Here is a 16,259-nt window from a genome sequence, read left to right as displayed (position 1 = left end):
CTATAAATGCTTCCTTCAGAAAGGAATCTACAAAAAAGAACAATAGGTAGTAGGGGTATCTACCGGCTTTTTCTTCTGTGCAACCGGTGCCGGGTCCAAACAGACCGCTGCACAACTGAAAAAAAGAACCCCGCACCCAAATGGATACGGGGGCTTTTTTTGCTATTAAGAGGACTTAGTTATTGTCAACGCAAAGCTTGTTATAGATCAGCTCATCGGAAGATATAGGCCATATGTATTGCGCTGCAGTTGGTGCAATAACAGGCACTGTACTGCTTTTGGCAGGGAACGGGATACCCAGCCGGGTAACTTCCATGCTCCGGAAGCCTTCTCCCAGCAATTCAATATGTTTTTCCCGGGTAATGGCTGTCAGCAATGCAGCAGCATTGGCAAAATCGGCAATGGTATAAGTGATCGTGGCATCGGAGCGGTGTCTTACTGCGGATAATAACGCCACTGCAGTCGGATCAACTGAATTGGTTTGCCGCACCCTGGCCTCTGCCAGGTTCAATAACACTTCTGCATACCTGATCACAGGAATATAATCTGTAAAGGGACTGGGAGTAGGGAACTTCGTCCAGTAGTTCTTCCCGAGCGATTGAACAATGAACTTCCTGCGTGCATCTGTGGCCGGCTTCCAGGAAGAATCAGCGATCACGCCATTGGGATGCATTGAATATTCCCCATTACCTGTAAACGGTTTGGAAGCAGGTGTAAAATAATATCCCAGCTGGGTTTGCGTACCCGGGAAATCATCTGTAGAACCGGTAAATGGCAGTGAGAATATTGATTCCTTTGTAGAATACGGCGGTGCAAATACTTTTTGAATATCTGCTTCCAATGCGTGCCCTCCCGGTGAAACAAACGGTGCGCTGCCGGATACCAGCTTTGCCGCCTCTGCTATCACCTTATCATACTGCTCCATAAACAGGTATACCCGGGTTTTATAAGCGATGGCGCTATAGGCATTGGCACGTGTAATAGAAGTTAATGCCCCGGCAGCGGGTTTTGGCAATAATGCCTCCGCTGAATCCAGGTCGCGGATAATCTGTGCATAGGTTTCATTCACAGTGCTGCGGGCACGTGCATAATTTCCGATTTTAGCATGGCCTTCTGTATGAATGATTAAACCGGGTTTGCTGCCTGCCCCGTCCCAGTGAGGACGTGCAAATAGTTGCAGCAATGAAAAATAGCTTACGCCACGTACAAACTTCGCATCGCCGGCATACAGCTTTGCTACAGAGTCGCCCACTACCTGGTTACCAACTGCATTCATGCCTGCCAGGAAAACATTTACGTTGTTAATAGTGATATATCCCTGCGACCATATCTCCTTTACTTCCTGCGTTTCGCCGGTTGGCACCATTCTCCAGCTGGCATTCAATGTTACGTTGTTGGATTTTTCATTTACAAAGTCCTCTCCTCTCACTTCATTGGCGATCAGGTATTTCCCGCCCAGGAACTTACCATGCTTCATTACAGAATACAGCCCATTCGCCTGGCTGGCAATCCGCTCCTTAGTTTCAAAAGCCCTGAAATCGGGGATATCTGTAGATGGCACTGGGTCCAGCAAATCTTTCTGGCAGGCGTTCAAACCTATCACTGCAACAACCAATATATTTAAAGCATATTTTTTCATCTTCCTTCAGTTTAAAAGTTAACATTAAGCCCCACTGTAAATGTTCGGCCATTGCCAAGTGTATTACGGTCCACACCCTGGCCGGAAGCATTATTACCATTGGAGGAAACTTCCGGATCGGGTCCCGGGTACTTTGTGATCAATGCCAGGTTCTGGCCCCTTACATACACTTTGGCGCCCTGTAACCGTATGGATTTTGCAACATTATCAGGAATATTATAGGTAAGTGCTGCCGTACTTAATTTTACAAAATCGCCTTTAAAAACATTCGCAGCAATGGCAAAGGAAGAACCGTTGGAAATGTTATCGCCATATACTACGCGCGGCATATCTGTCTGATCCCCCGGTTGCCTCCACCTGTTCAACACATCTGTGCTGTTGTTCCAGTAACGCTGATCCCTTAACCCTGCATTACTGCCATAGTAAACATAAAAACCGGTCTGATAGGTAAGCAGTACATTCAGTTCAAAAGCTTTATAGCGGAAAGTATTTTCCAGTCCACCCAATACTTTCGGATTTGTGTTCCTATAGGCAACAGCATCTTTCACACCAACAGTAGGCGCTGTTTTACCATCTTCATATTTATACTTAACCGCATCGGCATTATTAAAATAGACCTTATCGCCATTTGCATTAATAAAGATCCTTCTGCCGGTGGCAGGATCTACACCATCGGTACGCACTACATACAACATACTGGCAGGATACCCTACTTTATTGATACTGGTTTGTTCCAGGCTGCTGGTAACGAAAGGAATAGCAGTGATATCGCCGGCGAGCGATGTTATCTCATTCTTATTGTGCGCAATATTGAAACCTATGTTCCAGGAAAAATCGCGCTTATCGATAGCTACTGCATTTACACTGAACTCAACTCCTTTATTATACATACTGCCCACGTTGGTAGGAATAGTGGCAATAGTAGCAGTGATACTGGTAATAGGGATACCGGCAGACGGCATCTGCGGTACAAACAGGATTAACCCATTGATATCATTATAGTAGTATGAAAATTCACCACTGATCCTGTTGTTTAATATACCATAGGTAAACCCTATATCTGTTTTCTTACTGGTTTCCCAATTCAAATCAGGATTGCCCGCCTGGTTAAAATAAATAGAAGGACTGCCGCCGTAAGGAGAAGGCTTGTACAATGATAATGCATCATAGTCGCCAAGGCCCGCGAAGTTACCCACCTTACCATGACTAGCCCTGATCTTGAAACTGCTGAACACATTATTAAGACCGGCGTTTGTCCAGAATGCTTCTTTCGTAATTTCCCATCCTGCAGAAAAACCATAGAAGGTACCTTTCTTAAAATTAGGACCAAAGGCAGAATACTGGTCCTGTCGCACATTGGCGCTTAAATAATATTTCTCGTTATAATTATAATTTAAACGGGCGAAGGCAGATAACAGGTAGTTCTCCTTACGCAGCAAATAGCGCGACAGGTCCGTGAGCCAGCCACCTTCACTGTTATTGAAATAATTATCCATCTGCTTCTGACGCCGCAGGCCATAGCGTTCGCGGGCATCACGCTGTTGTTCGAAACCAGCCAGCAGGCTAAGGTTGTGCTTTCCAAAGGAACGGTCCAGCTGTGCGGTATTTGTCCATACCCAACGTTTGTTCTGCGTATAAATACTGTTAACATCGCCGGTAGAAGAAACACCATCGCCCGAGAGGTAATTAAGATAGATATCATTATTCATCAGGATATAGTCCGCACCATACTGGGTTTTTAACGTGATCCAGTCGGCCGGCTTTAACTGCAGGTAAACATTACCCTGGATATGACTGGCTTCTGTATTGGAATGATCCATATCCAGCAGTACCTGTGGGTTATAGATACCGATGGGCAGTGTATTTTTTCCGCCGCTCATACCCGAGCCGCTGATATTATAGCTTCCGTCGTTGTTATATGGGGATACCAGTGGAGAAGTAAGAAAAGCAAGACGAGCAAGCCCTCCAGAGTTAAAGGCTTCTCCCTCCAGCGAGCCGGATGATCCGGAGATCAGGCTTTGTTCATTGGAATAAGACATCCGCGCTCCAATCGAAAATGCTTTTCCCAGTTGCTGGTCTATACTGAACAACAGGCTTTTACGGGCAAAGTCATTCTTCTTCAGGATACCCTGTTGCTTGGTGTATCCGGCTGAAAAATAATAACTGGTATTCTCCGAGCCGCCGGAAACATTCACGTTATGATTATGCGATATGGTTTTATCGCGGTATATCACATCCATCCATTTTGTATCGATCACTTTGCCATTGGCATCCAGATTGGCTACATAGCGATCGGTATTACCGGCATTTGCCAGTGCTTCATTTTTCATTTCAAGAAACTGTTCCGTGTTCAGCACTTTCGGCAGACGGGTAGGCCTGGTGGTACCAACCCATCCGTCGTAGGTTACTTTCGGACGGCCTGGCTTTCCCTTTTTTGTGGTTACAAACACTACACCATTGGCAGCACGGCTACCGTAAATGGCGGTAGCTGCAGCATCTTTTGCAATATCGATAGAAGCAATATCAGCCGGGTTAATACTTGATAATGGGTTCAGGGGAGAGTTGGAAATACCGGCGCCTACATCTCCTGAAAATGCAGGTACCCCGTCAATAACAATTAACGGATATGCGCTCATGGAAATAGAGTTGGAACCCCGGATACGGAATACCGGCGGGTTATTCACAATCCCGTTGGGCACTGTGATCTGTACGCCGGCGGCACGTCCGCCCAGCCCGGCTTCAAAGCTCTGTACCGGCAATTCAGCGATAGCGGTTCCTTTAACAGAAGCAATACTGCCGGTTACATCTTTCTTTCGCTGCGTACCATAACCAACCACCACTACTTCTGAAATAGCTTTTGAATCGGGCATCAGGATTACACTGCCTACTGTGTTACCGTTAATAGCTAATGTTTTTGTTTCGTATCCTACAAAAGATACTTTGAGTGATTGCGCATTCTCTGGTACAGAAAGGGAAAACTCTCCCTTTGAATCGGTGACGGTGCCTGTTTTTCCTCCGGGCAAGCTTACAGAAACACCGGGCAATCCATTCCCTGTATCGTCTGTTATCTTTCCCTTCACGGTACGGGAATGCTGTGCCAGCAGCGAGGTAGCGACCAATAGCATACCTGCCAGCACGAGTAGAAGTTTCCTCATGTCAGTTAGATTTAATTGTTGATAAAAATTACAATGGTAGTATTCAGATTTTGGCAATAAACACCCTGTTCCGGCTCATGAAACCGGATTGGGATGCATAAAAAGACCAGGTTACTAAATTAGCTACAATGCTCTACAGTATTGAATTTTAGGTTTAGTTACAATATTTAAAGGTTTAGATTCAGATTTTTGGTTGCCGCTACAATTACATTATAAGGTTGCCAGTATTACTGGTAGCTTAAAAATAAAAAAGAAATTCCAATTTTCATTGCAGTAAAAAAAATTACTGCCGGTTCATTCTTTCAGAAGTACGTTAAGCATCCGCTGATACTAGCTATCAGCATCTTATATATTTAATTCACAAAGGGATTTTTTCTACTCATCCTATCCTGTTAACGTATAGGCATCACCGGTACCTGCCGGGCACAGCTTCCGGAACGGCGGCTGTTCAGGGCCGGGATATTTCTGTTCATCAATCCCCGGCCAGCTGCAGGTACCCGTCTACCTGCAGCAGTTCAATTTGCCTGTACAGCAATACGGCATAACAGCCGCGGATCCCTCAAAAAAGTACCTGCCGCAGTATTTAATCCGCAATAACCGGGTTTTTTGCCGATATTCACGAAGCTACCTTTGTTTAAAAAACATTGAAGCCATGAATCATTACAACACCATTGCCTCCGCAATAGACTATATAAAAGCGCATTTCAAAACGCAGCCGGATCTCCAGGAAATTGCCGCAGCCGTACATATGAGCCCGTTTCATTTTCAGCGGGTGTTTGCAGAGTGGGCCGGAGTAACTCCTAAAAAGTTCCTTCAATATCTCACACTGGATTATGCAAAAACAATACTGAGGGAGGAAAAGGTGACCGTTTTCGATGCAGCCTTTGAATCGGGGCTTTCAGGTACCGGGCGCTTGCATGACCTGTTCATCAATATAGAAAGCATGACGCCGGGCGAATACAAAAACGGCGGTAAAGCACTGCACATTAATTATAGTTTTGCAGAAAGCCCCTTTGGCGATATCATAGTGGCTTCTACTTCCAAAGGTATTTGCCACATGGCCTTTGCAGACAACCAACAGCAGGCCTTTGAGGATCTGACCGCCCAATTTCCCCATGCCCGGTTTACCCAGATGGTAGATCTTATCCAGCAGAATACCCTGTATATTTTTACACAGGACTGGAGCCGGCTGTCTGAAATTAAACTGCACCTGAGGGGAACCGACTTTCAGCTAAAAGTATGGGAAGCGCTTCTGAAAATCCCGGTGGGGAACCTGACTACTTATTCGCATCTGGCAACAACCATTAAGCATCCGAACGCATCCCGGGCAGTAGGCACCGCAGTAGCCCAAAACCCGGTGGCATTCCTGATCCCCTGTCACCGCGTTATTAAAGCCAGCGGCGATACCGGCCAATACCACTGGGGAAGCACACGTAAAAGCGCGATCATCGGGTGGGAAGCTGCAAAAAAAGGGAATAAAGACGGATGAAAATATAATCATCTTCCCCTTTCCTCTTCTTATCAACATTCAGTAGCAATCAAAACAAAGGGCTGCCCGCTTGTGTAGGACAGCCCCGTTTTTGCTTATGAAAAAAAGGACCAGCACTAAATAGTGCCTGCCGGTTAGACGAGGAAAAAAATTTATCAGAAAGTCAAAAATATCACTATTGTATATGCGTCATCACATGCCTGCAGGCATGCGCATTAGTTTCTCACGAAAGATCAGCGCCTGGTTTAGATGTTAATCAAGTTAGTATATCGTTTGTGATAATTCCGTTTTTCAGATTTTGGTTGCTATAAACACATCCTCTCGCAGATGCTCAGTAGTGCTTAATAGGTTACCTTAAAAATAAAAAATTATTTCGCATTTCCATATATAAATTTTTGCGTCTGTTCCACGGGATGAACAAAAGCTATATCAATATTCAGCATCAATCCTTTACATATACCAATATCCGTGGGTTTCCTTATCTTTCCGGAAAAACAATGAGCTCCGGAAAGACACCTGTTGGCCTCACTAACTTCCAGGGCTGGGAAACCGGCATCCGACGCACTTTTACCATCGCTCCGGCAGATGCCTGGGAAACGTTGTTTACCCAACCCGTTCTCGGATACTGGCTGGACAGTAACGCTGGCCTTCCCCTCGAAAAAAGCGATACCTATACCACCAGCTCAGGTATCACTATCAGGGTTACCTCCGTTACTACCGGGAAAGTGATCAGGATGAAATGGCAGCAGGCTCCCGATACAGATGCGTCTACCCTGCAAATAAGGGTGATTCCGGCCAGGGAAAAAACTGTTATCGCCTTTCATCACGAATGGCTGAAAAATGAGGAAGAAAGAATTAAAATGAACGATTACTGGAAAGGTGTATTGGATAAAATAGAAGCATACCTGCAAAGGTAATCCGCCTTTTTTTATGAATGATATTTAAAGTTTAGCTGTCTGAAGATGTAACCTTAAAAACACCTTAACAAATCATACGCTTTTTTCCCCAAAGAACCTATTATTTTTAAGCCTATTATAAGGCTGTGCTCCGATTCTTCCCCCTAACTTTGCATTACCAAACCTACGGGAACGCGAACTTATGAATGTTTACAGTATAGTTAAAGGGCCCCAACAGCCAGAGCTGCTTCATCATGAAACACTGGCGGATATCTTTTCCCAAACCGTGCAGGAACACGCTCAACACACCGCACTGGTATTCCGGCAGCAAACACTTACATACCAACAGCTGGATCACTGGAGTGACGCTATTGCCGCCTATCTTCAATCAAAAGGAATAGGCCCTGGAAGCGTGGTGGGCATATGGTGGCCACGCAGCCTGGAACTGCATGCTGCTATACTTGGCATTATAAAGGCAGGTGCCGCCTATGTACCGCTGGACCGGGAAATGCCCGCGGAAAGAGTGGAAGGAGTGCTTACTGAAGTAAAGGCTGCAGCCTGTTTCAGCGAAGTGCCCCTGCAGCTGAACGCCGAAATATTAACCGTACCCCTGGTACCGGATCATTCCGAGGTGTTTTCCCTCAGCGCTGGTCCGCAGCCGGAAAATTTCGCCTATGTATTGTATACTTCCGGCAGCACCGGTAAACCTAAAGGCATCCCGATCAGCCACCGGCAGATCTGTCATCTGATCAGGGCGGAACAAACCGTATTAAACATCCGCGCTACTGATAAAGTATACCAGGGCTTCTCCGTATCGTTCGATATGTGGTGCGAAGAAACCTGGCTTAGCTATTTTGCCGGCGCTACCCTTTGGGTGGCCGACGCAACTACGGCCAAGGCCATCGATGAACTGGGCGATGTATTGCGCCGGGAGAATATCACCATATTGCATGCTGTTCCCAGTTTACTTGCCATCATGGACGATAATATTCCTTCGCTGCGCCTCATCAATGCCGGCGGAGAAGCATGTACCCCCCAGGTATTATCCAGGTGGGCCATTCCTCCACGCCGCTTCTATAACAGTTACGGCCCTACGGAAACCACCGTAAGCGCTACTTTCGCTGCGCTTAAACCCGGGGATTATATTACCATCGGCCAGCCGTTGCCTAATTACAACATGGCGGTTGTAGACGAGAAGCTGGATATCCTCCCGCTGGGAGAACGTGGAGAACTGGTGATCTCCGGCCCCGGTGTAGGCGCAGGTTATATCGACAGACCCGAGCTTACACATGAGAAGTTTGTGGATAAACCAGCCAGTATGACTGAACTGCCCGGCGACCGCCTGTATCGCACCGGCGACGCCGCTATCATTTTACCCGATGGCAGTATCGATTTCCAGGGCCGGCTGGACGACCAGATCAAATTACGGGGATACAGGATCGAACTGGGAGAAATTGAAAACCAGCTGCATGCCATTGCCGGTATCGCGGCAGCAGCAGTGGCTGTAAAAAAAGACAGCAACGACCAGGATCAGCTGGTAGGTTATATCCTGAAGGAAGATAATGCCCCTTTTGATGAACAGGCCCTCCGCACCGCACTTGCGAAGGTATTACCGCCCTATATGGTGCCGGGCACTATTGTAGCATTGGAAGATATGCCCCGCCTTCCCAGCGGAAAAATAAACCGCAAAGCCCTGCCCCTGCCGGCGGCCTTTGCAGAAGTAACCACCCATGAAGCTATCGATCCGGATGCGCCTGTAGCGGAAAGGATCACTGCTATACTATCGAAAGTATTTCCTGACCGGACAATCGATCTTCAGCAGGACTTTTTTACAGACCTCGGCGGACATTCCTTACTGGCAGCCGCTTTTGTATCACGGCTGCGCCGCGAGGCCAATGTGCCTAATGCATCTCTCAAAGATATTTATATACACCGCCCCTTACAGGAACTGGTAAACGTGTGGGCGGCACAACCACAGGCAGATCAGAAACCACCACGTGTATTTAATAAAATACCCTGGTGGCGCCACCTCAGCTGCTGGATAGCGCAAACCGTTGCTGTACTGGTGATTTTTGGATTATTTGCGATGCAGATATTCCTGCCTTACCTGGGATACTACTATGTAGAACAGGATACCAGTCATTTAGGATATGCTATTATTACCGCGCTGGTGATGTTTTGCCTGCTACCACCTCTTTTCTCTATTCTTATTATCAGTACCAAATGGCTGGTGATAGGAAAAATGAAAGCAGGCGATTATCCATTATGGGGTACTTATTACTTCCGCTGGTGGCTGGTAAAAACAATCCAGCGGTTGATGCCATCCCAGTTCCTTAATGGTACACCGCTATACCCCGCTTACCTGCGGATGCTTGGCGTGAAAATAGCGCCGGATGCGCAACTCGGTGCAGTGACGATCGGCGCAGAAGATCTTGTTACCATTGGCAGTGATGTGAGCATCAGCTCACAGGCAGTGATTAATAATGCTTTTATCGAAGACGGCCTGTTAAAACTGCGTACAGTGCACCTGGGTGATCATGCCTATATAGGCAGCAGCGCGGTCATTGGCGGCAGCACTGTAATGGAAGACTGGAGCGAATTACAGGACCTTAGCTTTTTGCCTGCCAACAGCACAATAAAATCCGGTGAAGTATGGCAAGGCAGTCCGGCTGTATTAAAAGTAACCAAAAATATCAGCGACTTACCGCAACCATTACCAGTATCCAATGCAACCCGCAGAAAATACAGTGTTATCTTTTCCATGTTCCTGCTGGTATTCCCATTCACGGTGTTACTCCCGTTACTGCCCACCATCATCACACTGAACCAGATGGATAACGCAGCGCCGGATTACAATTTTAATTACATGGTGATCACACCGGCGCTGGCGCTGAGCTATATTATACTATTCACCGCGCAAACCGTACTGCTCACCCGTTTACTGCAATGGGGAATAAAGCCAGGCACCTACCCGGTTTACAGTGCATTCTATGCTCGTAAGTGGTTCGCCGATCAGCTCATGTCTTTATCACTGATCGTGATACATCCTATTTTTGCTACGGTGTATATTTCTTCCCTGTTCCGCGCGCTGGGAGCTAAAATCGGCCGTAACACAGAAGTATCTACCGCCAGCAGCGTTACCCATCCTTTACTGGAAATTGGTGATGGCGCCTTTATTGCCGACGCAGTAACACTCGGTGAATCAGATGTACGCGGACAAAAACTGATACTGGAAAAAACGATTATCCATAATACAAGTTTTGTAGGCAACAGCGCGCTGATACCACAGGGATATGAACTGCCGGAAAATATGCTGATAGGCGTATTGTCTACACCACCCTCCAAAGAACAACTGGCGGCAAGCACCGCGCGCGACTGGTTTGGTTCGCCGGCTATTGCGCTGCCACGGCGCCAGGAAAGTCATTTCTTTCCTCCGGAACTAACCACCCATCCTTCTCCGCAACGTAAACTGGCAAGGGCTACTGTGGAGTTTATCCGCATCCTTATTCCTGAAACAGTAGTGATCTGTTGCAGTATCCTCTTCATCGCCTATGCGCATGACCTGGTAACAGATGAATCCTGGTGGATGATCCTGCTGCAGTTCCCTTTCTATTATCTCTTTTTCCTGGGGCTGCCTGCATTCCTCTTTACCGTATTGCTTAAGTGGATACTTACCGGCAAATACAGGGCTTTACAAAGCCCTATGTGGACTTCCAAGGTATGGCGCAGTGAAGCCATCACTTCTACCTACGAAGCGCTTTCTATCCCCTTCCTGCTGGAATACCTGAAGGGCACCCCATGGCTACCGGTACTGCTTCGCTTACTGGGTGTAAAAACAGGTCGCCGCGTATTACTGAACACCGCAGACATCACCGAATTTGATATGGTGGAAATAGGTACAGACAGTGTGCTGAATGAAGACAGCGGTCCGCAAACACACCTGTTTGAAGACAGGGTAATGAAGATTGGACCTATTAAAATAGGCCGCAGGAGCAGCATTGGCGCCAGGTCAATCATCCTGTACGACAGTGAGGTGGGAGATGATGTAAACATTGCGCCGTTATCGCTGCTGATGAAAGGAGAAAACCTGCAACCGGGTACCAGCTGGACAGGCAGCCCGGTTAAACCAGACTAACGTTTTCAGCTATACGAAATGATCACAATTACATCTATACAGATCAGGGAGCACTACGATCTCATCAATGCCATGATGAAACAGCTGCATCTTTCGGAAAAAGCATTTTTCCTCAAAACAGCAGACTGGGATAGCATCGCTGTCGGCTATATGCAGCACGTGATGGAAATGCAGGAAACCTGCAACGGCACCTGCCTGCTGGCCTATGCAGATGCTACGCCGGCGGGTTTTATTTTTGCCTACCTGGAAGAAGCAGATGAAAGCCGGATTGAAGATTACACCGGCAATACGTTGTACGTTTCTGATGGTTATGTGGCCAGTGAATTCCGCAGGCAGGGCATCTACAGGATGATGAATGAAGAACTGGAACGGATATATGTAGAGATGGGTGTACGCAGGATAGTAAGGTATACTTTATCCAACAACCATCGTATGCAACAGTTCCTGGTATCGGAAAATTATGAACCGGTGCGGCTGGTGTATGAAAAATGGCTTACGCCCGACGGAGAAAAACCAGTCCGGTTATTTCCGCCATCGCCCGGCAGGGAGTAGCAATTCCTGCTACAGACATCCGTATTATTGCTGAACCGGCATTTTAAACAATGTTACATCAGTAGTCAATAGCATGATCTTTTTTTACCGCAGCGCCACTGTATACCTTTACAGCTGTCCATGGTTGCGCTGAATCCGACCAGAATGGATTCGCAGGCGGTAATCCCAATGCCAGGAAGCCGGTGCTGCACAGGTACAGGCTGCCTGTAGAGGTATAGATATCCGCAATGTCCGGCTGATGCCCGCAAAAGCCTATCTGCAGCCATCCCTTTTTATCGAAGGTACCAGGCGCCTCAAATATTCGTTTATTCACTGCCGTTAGTGCGCATCTTACCTGGGCCGGCGAAAGCCCTTCCGGTAGCTTTTCCTCCAGTGCAATTTGTGCCAATGCCTGAAATGCCGCATTGCGGTAGGGCATAGAGCGGCCTACAACAGGGAAAGTGCCCTCGGGGGATATTTGTCTTTCCAGGATAGCGGCATAACGTTGCATACGTTTCAATGCCAGTTCATAGTTTGCTTTACTGCTTTCTTCTTTTTCAGCCATCACCCTGAGCACATCCACCAGCATAGGTTGGATCACAAAAGAGTTGTAATAGTCGTAATGAAAATGTGCGCCATCCCCATACATGCTGTCGCCTTTATACCACTCCATGATCTTTTGCACAGCGAGGTCTATTGGCTTACGGTCCCAATTGGCGCCAAACTTCAGCAACATCGCTTCAATAATGGCGGAGAATAATACCCAGTTATTTGTAAATGCTTTAATGCTGCGCAGGCTGGTCAATCCATCAATCACCTGCTGCTGCGTTTTTGCCGGTAACCGGCTCCATACCTGTTTGGGTGCTCGCAGTAATCCATGTGCAAGGAAGGCGCCGTCTACCAACGGCTGTGCATCAAACTTACCGGTAAAGTTCATATAGTCTGGCGATGCAGGATCTACTGCCATTTCAACTGCCTTACGGGTCATTTCCAGCATGGTCATACGTTTGCCGGCTTCAGGTGTATTATCATCTCCCAACTCAAGCCAGGGAGCAATCCCCGCAAGGGTTCTGCCAAACGCCTCCAGGTAGGTTACTTTCTCCACCGGTTTTGAGTAACCGGGTGCCACTTCGGTAGGCATTGTGGCTTTCAGTTTTCCCCTGCTAAGCTGCTCTATAACGGGGCTGCATATACGAATCATCAGATCCACATTATATGCCCTGTCACCCGGCAATGGTTTATCCGCAGCCATTGCTGCCAGAACTCCTTTCCCCGAACCTATGGAACTGGCTATGCCCGCCATGGGAATAGCTTTGATAAAAAAACGTCTGTCCATGCAAAAAAATTTACCGTATTATTTCGCCCATTGTTTATACCGCAGCAATGCTTCAACAAAATAGTAATCAGCATAAGTAAGCGGTACATCCACTTCGGATTTAGCGGGCAGATGGCCTACGCTATGCATCAATATAAAATTATTATTCTCCCCTTCCTTTGCCAGGTAAGCAGGGCTGCAAAGACTTGTCAGCATTTTCTCTGCCACGTTCCAGTAACGTTTGCCATCCGCCTTGTTTGTATAGCGGCTCAGTTCAAGCAGGGCAGATGCAGCCACAGAAGCGGCCGATACATCACGCAGGGCATTTGGGATATCCGGTGCGTCGTAATCCCAGTATGGCACCAGATCGGCCGGCATATGCGGATTATTCAGTATAAAGTCGGCAATATGACGCGCCTGTTCCAGGTAAGCTTTATCTTTCGTATCGCGGTACATAAGTGTATAACCATATAACCCCCATGCCTGTCCTCTGGCCCAGGCGGAGCTGTCTGCCAGCCCCTGGTGCGTTTTACGCTCATTTACGGCGCCGGTGGCAGGATCATAGTCTACCACATGGTAAGAGCTGTAATCCGGGCGGAAATGATGCTTCATCGTAGTGTTGGCATGTATACGTGCAATGTCTGCAAACCTTTTATCACCGCTTTCCCGCGTGGCCCAGTTGAGCAGTTCCAGGTTCATCATGTTATCAATGATCACAGGGAACTTCCAGGTGCCATGATCCCAGGATTTTATACACCCTACCGTTGGATTAAAGCGGGTGGATAATGACCGCGCGCTGGTAAGCAAAATTGCTTTATAGACGGTGTCTTTCGTAATGCGCAGCGCATTTCCGAAAGGGCAGTACATCATAAATCCAAGGTCATGTGTATTTGTATTATACTGTTCTTTTTTTACCAAGGCCATTCTCTTAAGCGCTTCGTTCTTAAAGGCCGGATCTTTTGTATACTCAAAAAGATACCAGTTGGTGCCGGGATAAAAACCGGATGTCCACCAGCTGGAGTTGGATGTCATCAGGCTGCCATCTTTGCTGGTACTGCGTGGTAATACGGTATCGGGTACGTGGGTCATCATCAGTTTATATTGCCGGGCGGCAAATTGCAGGGTGGCATCTGCTTTAGCAAGTAAAGCCTTATCTGCTTTTCCCGCTTGTGCATACGATTGCATCAAGGAAGCGGGTACCAACAGTACCGTAAAGAACAGGTTCTTTCTCATAATAACGTGATTATAGTATGATCATTTCTTTTTTCCGCCGCTCTTTGCTTTACCGGCAGAAGACTCGCGGGCTATCAGTTGAATAGGTATTATTTCCTGTGAATAACGTGGCGTATTGGATGGTGCAGTATTGATCAGTTCCATCAGGGCAGCGACCACGCGCTCACCCATCATGGCCGGGTACTGGTCGATGCTGGTAACAGACGGCGTAACTATTTCGGTGCGTGGATCGTTGGAATAACCCACTATTTTCAGATCTTCGGGCACCCTTATATTGATCTTACGGCAATACTGCATAATGGTAATGGCAGTAGTATCGTTGGAGGCAAATATGCCATCGGGAAACGGTGGTTGCGAGAATATTTTTTCGCAGGTTTGCCAGGCATTGTCGCGGGTAAGCTCATGGTAGAATACCCGTGTTTTTTTGAATGGTAATTTGAATTCCTGCAATGCATTCTTATAGCCCGCTACCCTTTCCACATAAAGATTACAGCTAAGCGGGCCTGATATATGAACAATATCTTTACATCCTTTTTCTATCAAGTGAGTAGTTGCGGTATAACCTCCTACGTAGTCATCTCCCTTAATTACTTTTACATTATAATCTTTGGGCACCCTGTCAAAAAATATCAATGGTATTTTGTTGTCCTTGAATACATCAAAATGGGAAAAATCGGTGGTGTACAAAGTGGTGGATACAACCAGGCCGTCGACCCGCGCGGAATACAGCGTGTTTACCAACGCTACTTCCTGTTCATATGAATCGTTCGACTGGCAGATGATGAGGTTATAACCATGTTCCTGTAGTTTGTTTTGAATAATAGTACTGATAGCAGCTGGAAAGAACATAGAGATACGCGGCACAATGAGCCCGATGGTTTTGCTTTTATTGTTACGCAAACCGGCAGCCAGCGCATTGGGACGATAGCCTAATTTACGGGCCATCTTCTTCACCTTGTCTTTCGTACGTGCGCTGATGTTAGGATTATCATTCAGGGCACGGGATACGGTAGATACTGAGAGCTTCAGCTCTTCTGCAATATCTACAATCGTTTTTTCGGTACGTTTGCTCATGTATAGAGACTATTAGCTGTAAATGTTCTTTATCTTCCCATCCAGCCACCATCCACTGTAAGGATAGTACCATGCACATAATCTGCCGCTTTTGAGGCGAGAAATATTACAGGTCCTGCAAAATCTTCCGGCTCTCCCCATCGGCCTGCAGGAATACGGTCCAGTATGGAGCTGCTGCGTTGCTGATCTGCCCGCAGGGCCGCGGTATTATCCGTAGCAATATATCCCGGGGCAATGGCATTCACATTCACCCCTTTTGATGCCCATTCATTAGCAAATGCTTTCACCAGCGATCCTACAGCTCCTTTACTGGCGGCATACCCTGGTACATTAATTCCTCCCTGGAAGGTGAGCAAAGATGCTGTAAAGATAACTTTTCCGTTTCCACGGGCAATCATTCCCTTCCCGATTTCACGGGTCAGGATAAATTGGGCGTTCAGATTGATGTTAATTACCTCGTCCCAGTACTCGTCCGGGTGCTCTGCTGCGGGCTTCCGGAGAATAGTGCCTGCATTGTTAACGAGGATATCTATTACCGGCACATCCTGCTCCAGTTGCCTGATAAAGGCATAGAGACTGGTACGGTCGGAAAAGTTGCACTGATAGGCTTTAAAACTGCGGCCCAGTGCCGTTACTTCCTTTTCCACTTCGCTGCCGTTCAGCTCCAGGGAGGCAGAAACCCCTATAATATCAGCGCCTGCAGAAGCCAGCGCTACTGCCATTGCCTTTCCTATACCACGTTTGCAGCCGGTAACCAGCGCAGTTTTTCCTTTTAACTGAAATAAGTCCATG

10 protein-coding genes are annotated in these 16,259 nt (G+C 47.2%); 4 read left to right on the top strand and 6 right to left on the bottom strand.

Annotated features, from left to right (window positions below):
* Positions 1-175: 175 nt before the first annotated feature.
* Together ABIE50_RS08195 and ABIE50_RS08190 are read right to left on the bottom strand one after the other, a co-directional pair.
* Positions 176-1,639: a RagB/SusD family nutrient uptake outer membrane protein gene (locus tag ABIE50_RS08195; protein WP_209864770.1), complete on the bottom strand. Its 1,464-nt coding sequence runs from the start codon at positions 1,637-1,639 to the stop codon at positions 176-178.
* Between the two features lie 11 nt (positions 1,640-1,650).
* A complete protein-coding gene (locus ABIE50_RS08190; RefSeq protein ID WP_209864772.1) occupies positions 1,651-4,794 on the bottom strand; it encodes a SusC/RagA family TonB-linked outer membrane protein in 3,144 nt (1,047 codons plus the stop codon).
* A gap of 652 nt (positions 4,795-5,446) precedes the next feature.
* On the opposite strand from ABIE50_RS08190, the gene ABIE50_RS08185 reads away from it, so the two are divergent.
* The 4 genes from ABIE50_RS08185 to ABIE50_RS08170 all read left to right on the top strand — a co-directional run bounded on the left by ABIE50_RS08185 (position 5,447) and on the right by ABIE50_RS08170 (position 11,866).
* The gene (locus ABIE50_RS08185) at positions 5,447-6,283 is read left to right on the top strand and encodes a bifunctional transcriptional activator/DNA repair enzyme AdaA (protein ID WP_209864775.1); all 837 of its coding nucleotides are present in this window, start codon (positions 5,447-5,449) and stop codon (positions 6,281-6,283) included.
* A 497-nt stretch (positions 6,284-6,780) separates the two neighbouring features.
* Entirely contained in the window at positions 6,781-7,200 is a 420-nt protein-coding gene (locus ABIE50_RS08180) for an SRPBCC domain-containing protein (protein ID WP_209864778.1), read from the top strand.
* Positions 7,201-7,381: 181 nt separating this feature from the next.
* Positions 7,382-11,314: a Pls/PosA family non-ribosomal peptide synthetase gene (locus ABIE50_RS08175; protein WP_209864780.1), complete on the top strand. Its 3,933-nt coding sequence runs from the start codon at positions 7,382-7,384 to the stop codon at positions 11,312-11,314.
* A gap of 18 nt (positions 11,315-11,332) precedes the next feature.
* Positions 11,333-11,866, top strand: a complete 534-nt coding sequence (locus ABIE50_RS08170) for a GNAT family N-acetyltransferase (RefSeq protein WP_209864783.1) — start codon at positions 11,333-11,335, stop codon at positions 11,864-11,866.
* Between the two features lie 58 nt (positions 11,867-11,924).
* Here ABIE50_RS08170 and ABIE50_RS08165 read toward each other — a convergent pair whose 3' ends face one another.
* The 4 genes from ABIE50_RS08165 to ABIE50_RS08150 are packed head-to-tail and all read right to left on the bottom strand — an operon-like array spanning position 11,925 to position 16,258.
* The gene (locus ABIE50_RS08165; RefSeq protein ID WP_209864784.1) at positions 11,925-13,181 is read right to left on the bottom strand and encodes a DUF2264 domain-containing protein; all 1,257 of its coding nucleotides are present in this window, start codon (positions 13,179-13,181) and stop codon (positions 11,925-11,927) included.
* 18 nt (positions 13,182-13,199) lie between these two features.
* Positions 13,200-14,393, bottom strand: a complete 1,194-nt coding sequence (locus tag ABIE50_RS08160) for a glycoside hydrolase family 88 protein (protein ID WP_209864787.1) — start codon at positions 14,391-14,393, stop codon at positions 13,200-13,202.
* 21 nt (positions 14,394-14,414) lie between these two features.
* Positions 14,415-15,467, bottom strand: a complete 1,053-nt coding sequence (locus ABIE50_RS08155) for a LacI family DNA-binding transcriptional regulator (protein ID WP_209864789.1) — start codon at positions 15,465-15,467, stop codon at positions 14,415-14,417.
* A gap of 29 nt (positions 15,468-15,496) precedes the next feature.
* Positions 15,497-16,258: an SDR family oxidoreductase gene (locus tag ABIE50_RS08150; protein WP_502913906.1), complete on the bottom strand. Its 762-nt coding sequence runs from the start codon at positions 16,256-16,258 to the stop codon at positions 15,497-15,499.
* Position 16,259 lies beyond the last annotated feature (1 nt).

This window comes from Chitinophaga sp. OAE865 (genome assembly GCF_040546735.1).
Classification (GTDB): Bacteria; Bacteroidota; Bacteroidia; order Chitinophagales; family Chitinophagaceae; genus Chitinophaga; species Chitinophaga polysaccharea_A.
Note: the sequence above shows the minus strand (reverse complement) of the source record. Positions and strands in the feature narration are given on the sequence as shown.

What these genes read in the sequence shown, in the direction of transcription:
- ABIE50_RS08195 (WP_209864770.1), bottom strand. Translation starts at nt 1,639, where the DNA reads ATGAAAAAATATGCTTTAAATATATTGGTTGTTGCAGTGATAGGTTTG.
- ABIE50_RS08190 (WP_209864772.1), bottom strand. Translation starts at nt 4,794, where the DNA reads ATGAGGAAACTTCTACTCGTGCTGGCAGGTATGCTATTGGTCGCTACC.
- ABIE50_RS08185 (WP_209864775.1), top strand. Translation starts at nt 5,447, where the DNA reads ATGAATCATTACAACACCATTGCCTCCGCAATAGACTATATAAAAGCG.
- ABIE50_RS08180 (WP_209864778.1), top strand. Translation starts at nt 6,781, where the DNA reads ATGAGCTCCGGAAAGACACCTGTTGGCCTCACTAACTTCCAGGGCTGG.
- ABIE50_RS08175 (WP_209864780.1), top strand. Translation starts at nt 7,382, where the DNA reads ATGAATGTTTACAGTATAGTTAAAGGGCCCCAACAGCCAGAGCTGCTT.
- ABIE50_RS08170 (WP_209864783.1), top strand. Translation starts at nt 11,333, where the DNA reads ATGATCACAATTACATCTATACAGATCAGGGAGCACTACGATCTCATC.
- ABIE50_RS08165 (WP_209864784.1), bottom strand. Translation starts at nt 13,181, where the DNA reads ATGGACAGACGTTTTTTTATCAAAGCTATTCCCATGGCGGGCATAGCC.
- ABIE50_RS08160 (WP_209864787.1), bottom strand. Translation starts at nt 14,393, where the DNA reads ATGAGAAAGAACCTGTTCTTTACGGTACTGTTGGTACCCGCTTCCTTG.
- ABIE50_RS08155 (WP_209864789.1), bottom strand. Translation starts at nt 15,467, where the DNA reads ATGAGCAAACGTACCGAAAAAACGATTGTAGATATTGCAGAAGAGCTG.
- ABIE50_RS08150 (WP_502913906.1), bottom strand. Translation starts at nt 16,258, where the DNA reads ATGGACTTATTTCAGTTAAAAGGAAAAACTGCGCTGGTTACCGGCTGC.